General features: G+C 48.7%; 4 protein-coding genes. 3 read left to right on the top strand and 1 reads right to left on the bottom strand.

Annotated features, from left to right (window positions below; translation table 11 throughout):
* Positions 1 to 963: M16 family metallopeptidase (locus tag ACR0P9_RS11220; RefSeq protein WP_432620176.1), on the bottom strand; the 963-nt coding region annotated here is incomplete at its 3' end.
* 225 nt (positions 964 to 1,188) lie between these two features.
* On the opposite strand from ACR0P9_RS11220, the gene ACR0P9_RS11215 reads away from it, so the two are divergent.
* The 3 genes from ACR0P9_RS11215 to ACR0P9_RS11205 form a co-directional block, all read left to right on the top strand.
* Entirely contained in the window at positions 1,189 to 1,710 is a 522-nt protein-coding gene (locus tag ACR0P9_RS11215) for a VanZ family protein (protein WP_432620174.1), read from the top strand.
* Positions 1,711 to 1,811: 101 nt separating this feature from the next.
* Positions 1,812 to 2,177, top strand: coding sequence for a YlxM family DNA-binding protein (gene ylxM / locus ACR0P9_RS11210; RefSeq protein ID WP_432620172.1), 366 nt, complete (start codon positions 1,812 to 1,814; stop codon positions 2,175 to 2,177).
* Between the two features lie 9 nt (positions 2,178 to 2,186).
* On the top strand, positions 2,187 to 2,350 hold a 164-nt coding region (locus ACR0P9_RS11205; RefSeq protein WP_432620178.1), incomplete at its 3' end, for a signal recognition particle receptor subunit alpha.

The following is a 2,350-nucleotide window of genomic DNA, read 5'->3' as shown; positions in this document are numbered from 1 at the left end:
TTCTTCACTGTCGTTTTCAATACCAGAGGTGACAGCGATAACGCCCTTGGTTTTTTCTGTCTGTGAAGAGGCATAATAGCACAGGCTCATCTTTTCCCGCACATGGCAGAACAGTCGAGAGGCTGTACTGCCGCCAAAGCAAGAATTGAACACGATCAGAGCCGGATAATCCGGATCCTGCGCGGTAATGCCCGTTCGCAGGCCAATCGTCAGTTTGCCCTGCGAGACTGCCTCTTCTTCGGTAATATAACGCACATCTGAATGCGGCGGCTCCCGCAGCACCTGTGTTTCCGGTGCAAGCGGCGTGTTAATCTCCGGCCGTTCGGCAAACGCCTGCGTCAACTGCTGTGCTGCCAGTTCAGCATCCAGCGAACCGCAATAAAACAGCTCCAGCGGCGCAGTCTGTAAAATATGCTGATAGTGTTCCGTCAACTGTTCCGGTGTAATATGGCGAATCTCTTCTCTATCACCCAATTCTATCAGGCGAAACGCTTCCTCGTCACACATGTGCTGGTACATTCGGCGAACTGCCCACGTCCGCTTGTCATCCGGCAGCGCTGCAATGCGCGCACAGAGCTGTGCGGCTTCTCGCGCGACATGCTCCGCGGTAAAAGTACCCGGATGCAGCAAAATATCCGCCATCATCTGTGCGGTAGCCGCAAACAAGCCGGTGTCTCCCCGCATAGCCAAACGTTCATCGATAACATCCGCCGCAAAGCCAATCAGCTGGGCCTCGCCGCGCTTGCGGACAATCGGCTCGACGCGCGCACCATACAGCTCGTCCAGCTGGGCGGCAACCGCCTGCTGTCCCGGAAAATCTCGGCAGCTCACGCGCAGCACATACGGCAGAAGCGCGGATAAACTGCGTCCTTCGCTGTTCAGCGGCAGCTGAAACATGGCACTGAGACACGCCGTTTTGGACTGTGTACTCGTCACGCAGGTCAGCCCTAATCCTTTTTTCAATAAAAATCTCTTTGTAGTATGCATAATATTCTCCCTACTGTCCAGCCCCCAAAATCGGTTCGGACTTCAGACAATACGTATTATATCGCTGTTTTTCCCGTTCGTCTACCATTTCATACAGGATTCCCTATGGATTTTTCATTTCTGTGATGTTTCACATTGCATTTCCGTATGCTGCGTGTTATCATGGGTAATCAATAAAGAAACGAAAGGAGAATGATTGCGTTGAAACAAAAAAGGCCCCGTTCTCTCGCGGTAACTGTCTTTTTATGGATTTGTCTCATTGCGTATTTGGCATTGCTGCTCAAAGTAATTCTATTTAAATTTGATTACAATACGATTATTAATATTCTCAATGACAAAGATGAGTTAAAGCTGACGCGCGTCAATCTGATTCCATTTCAAACCATCCGGTTCTATTTGTTTTCCGGCCGCGTCTCCGATACCATTGCCTTTCAAAATATTGTCGGCAATATTGTTGCCTTCATGCCCATCGGCGTCTTAATTCCTCTGCTGCGCCGCAGTTTGAGCCTGAAGTTCACGTTTTTCTTCAGTCTGGCTCTGAGCGGTTCCATTGAAATCACGCAGTATCTCACCGGCCTCGGCTCCTGTGACATCGACGATTTGATTCTCAATGTGCTCGGCGGTATGTCTGTCTCGCTGCTTTTGCTGTGCTTAGATTTCATTTCCTTTGTGATTCTGACCATTCTGAAAAAAACTCAAAAAAAATCTCGAAAAAGATCTTGACAACAGGGGAATTCTGCGGTAAAATAGCAACCGCAATGTAAAGGCAAACACCTTTACAAAGCAAAAAGCCTTTACAACCCGCACTGACTGAAGGAGCTGTTATGAAGAACAAAACATTTGAGATGTGTATGCTCTTCGATTTTTACGGCGATATTCTGACAGACAAGCAAAAAGAATTGTTTGATCTGTATTACAATGACGACTTATCCCTCGCGGAAATCTCTGAGCACATGGGAATTACGCGGCAGGGCGTGCGGGATGGCATCATGCGAGCAGAACACACCCTGCGTGCCACCGAAGAAAAACTCGGTCTGGTATCAAAATACGGTCAGACACAGGCTAATCTGGAAAAGCTGGCTGATATTGTATGGGATCTGCGCGGCATGAACAATACACGGTATCATGACCCGAAGATTGCTGAGCTGTGTGAGCAAGCCTTGCAGATCACAAGACAGCTGTCTGAATAAGGAGAAATCATGGCATTTGAAGGTCTTTCTGAAAAAATCACTTCTGCCTTTAAGAAGCTCAAAAACCGTGGTCGGCTGAGCGAAGCCGATGTCAAGAGCGCCATGCGCGAGATCAAGCTGGCACTGCTCGAAGCAGACGTCAACTTTAAGGTCGTCAAGCAGTTCACCAAGAC

The organism is Butyricicoccus sp., from assembly GCF_050872565.1.
Taxonomy (GTDB): domain Bacteria; phylum Bacillota; class Clostridia; order Oscillospirales; family Butyricicoccaceae; genus Butyricicoccus_A.
This window is presented reverse-complemented; position numbering and strand designations above follow the sequence as displayed.